The following is a 2,124-nucleotide window of genomic DNA, read 5'->3' on the forward strand; positions in this document are numbered from 1 at the left end:
CTGGAGGGGGCCGCTGGCCTCGAGGCCCGCTTCCTGGAGGTGGAGGGGGTGACCCGGGTGGAGGCCCAGGGGGGAGCCTACCGCATCCTGGCCACCCAGGACGTGCGGCCCCAACTGGCCCAGGTGGCGGTGGAAGGTGGGGGGCTTTGGGGCCTAGCCCTTCGCCGGCCCAGCCTGGACGAGATCTATGCCCACTACTTCAAGGAGGTGGCCCATGCGGCGTGAAGGTTCCCCCTGGACCGGGCTTTGGGCGGTCTTCTTCAAGGAGATGGCCGACCACCTCTCCGGCCTCAGGATGCGGATCCTGGAGGCCCTCATCCTCCTTTCCGCTCTGGGGGCGGTCTACACCGGAAGCCAGGCCCTGCGCCAGACCGTGGGGGAGGACCCCTTCCTCTACCTCAAGCTCCTCACCACCGCCCAGGATCCCTTGCCCTCCTTCGTGGGCTTCCTCTCCTTCTTCGTTCCCCTGGCGGCCATCGCCCTGGCCTTTGACGCGGTGAACGGGGAGTACGCCCGGGGCACCCTCTCCCGCCTCCTGGCCCAGCCCATCTACCGGGATGCCCTTCTCTTCGGCAAGTTCCTGGCGGGCCTAGGCACCCTCGCCGTCCTCCTCTTCGCCCTCTTCCTCCTGGTGGTGGGCCTGGGCCTCTTCAGCCTAGGGGTGCCGCCCGGGGGCGAGGAGGTGGCGCGGGCCCTCCTCTTCCTCCTGGCCACCTTAGCCTACGCGGGGGTGTGGCTGGCGTTGGGCCTCCTTTTCTCCGTGCTCTTCCGCCAGCCCGCCACCGCCGCCTTGGCCGCTTTGGGGGTTTGGCTCTTCTTCGCGGTCTTCTTCCCCATCCTCACCGACCTAGCCGCCAGCGCCCTCCTCCTGCAGGCCGACCCCTTTGACCCCGAGTCCCAACTCCGGCAGGCCAACCTGGCCCTCTGGATCTCCCGCCTCTCCCCCAACACCCTCTACGCGGAAGCCCTCACCGGTCTTCTGAACCCCGCGGTGCGCTCCTTAGGCCCCGTGCTCATCACCCAGCTGGAGGGGGCGGTTTTGGGTACGCCTTTGCCCCTCTCCCAAAGCCTCCTCCTGGTTTGGCCCCAGCTTACGGGGCTTCTGGCCCTCACCCTTCTCCTCTTCACCCTGGCCTACGTGGCCTTCCAGCGGCAGGAGGTGCGGGCCTAAAAGGCCCCGCCGCAAGGCTAAAGCTTGCGGCGGGGGGCCCCAAGAAGCCTATTCCTCCAGCCACTCCGTGGCGTAGGCCGTGGTCTTAGGGATCACGCAGAGGAACTCCACCGGCTCCTCTCCCTCGTTCACGTAGGCGTGGGGGGTGTCTGGGGGGATGTAAACCGCCTGGCCCGCGGCCACCTCCTTTACCTCGTCCCCTAGGAGGACCTTCATGCGCCCAGAGAGGACGTACTGCTCGTGCTCAATGGTGGGATGCTTGTGCTTGGGGATGCGGCCGCCAGGCAGGAGGGTGAACTTGCGGGTGATGAAGTGGGGGGCCCCGTCCTCAGGCCCGATGAGGACCTGGATAAAGGCCTTCTCCCCCCGTTCCACGGGGCGGGCCTCCACGCTGGCCGCCTGCTTGACCACGGGCTTCATACCCGCCATTATACCCGGGCCGAAAGGAGGGCCTCCACGTCCTCGTCCGTGACCTCGCCGAAGTCTAGGTAGTAGGCCCCCACCGCGGCGAAGTCCTCTGGGGCGGAGAGGGCCACCACCTCGGCCTTCTCCTTAAGGCGCCCTAAGGCCTCGGGGCTCCCCACAGGCACGGCCACCACCACCCGCCTGGGGCCCTCGGCCAGCACCGCAGCTAAGGCGGCCTCGAGGGTGGACCCTGTGGCCACCCCATCGTCCACCAGGACCACATCCCGCCCCTTCAGGGGCACCTTGGGGCGCACCTTGCGGTACCGCTCCGCCCGCTTGCGAAGGGTTTCCCGCTGCCTGGCCGCCTCGCGGAGGAGGTAACTTTCGTCCGCGTAGGTTTTGGCGTAGGGCATGAGGATGAGGTCCCCCTTCTCCCCAATGGCCCCCAGGGCGAACTCTGGGTTGCCCGGCGCCCCCACCTTGCGGGCCAGGACCACGTCCAACTCCCCCCCGAGGGCCCGGGCCACCTCGTCCGCCACCACCACGCC

General features: G+C 68.5%; 3 protein-coding genes and 1 pseudogene. 2 read left to right on the forward strand and 2 right to left on the reverse strand.

Annotated elements, in window-relative coordinates:
* Window positions 1-225, forward strand: a pseudogene (locus tag WKI94_RS11965) (ABC transporter ATP-binding protein); the annotation flags it as partial.
* The gene (locus WKI94_RS11970; protein ID WP_337845948.1) at window positions 215-1,171 is read left to right on the forward strand and encodes an ABC transporter permease subunit; all 957 of its coding nucleotides are present in this window, start codon (window positions 215-217) and stop codon (window positions 1,169-1,171) included. The pseudogene WKI94_RS11965 and the gene WKI94_RS11970, both read left to right, overlap by 11 nt.
* Window positions 1,172-1,219: 48 nt before the next feature.
* Here the strand turns inward: WKI94_RS11970 and WKI94_RS11975 are convergent, their stop codons facing one another.
* The gene (locus WKI94_RS11975) at window positions 1,220-1,600 is read right to left on the reverse strand and encodes a cupin domain-containing protein (RefSeq protein WP_337845949.1); all 381 of its coding nucleotides are present in this window, start codon (window positions 1,598-1,600) and stop codon (window positions 1,220-1,222) included.
* Window positions 1,600-2,124: phosphoribosyltransferase family protein (locus WKI94_RS11980; protein WP_337845950.1), on the reverse strand; the 525-nt coding region annotated here is incomplete at its 5' end. The genes WKI94_RS11980 and WKI94_RS11975, both read right to left, overlap by 1 nt.

This window comes from Thermus sp. (genome assembly GCF_037444525.1).
Lineage (GTDB): Bacteria > Deinococcota > Deinococci > Deinococcales > Thermaceae > Thermus.

Excerpts from the sequence above, each read along its gene's own strand:
- WKI94_RS11970 (WP_337845948.1), top strand. The coding sequence starts at position 215 with ATGCGGCGTGAAGGTTCCCCCTGGACCGGGCTTTGGGCGGTCTTCTTC.
- WKI94_RS11975 (WP_337845949.1), bottom strand. The coding sequence starts at position 1,600 with ATGGCGGGTATGAAGCCCGTGGTCAAGCAGGCGGCCAGCGTGGAGGCC.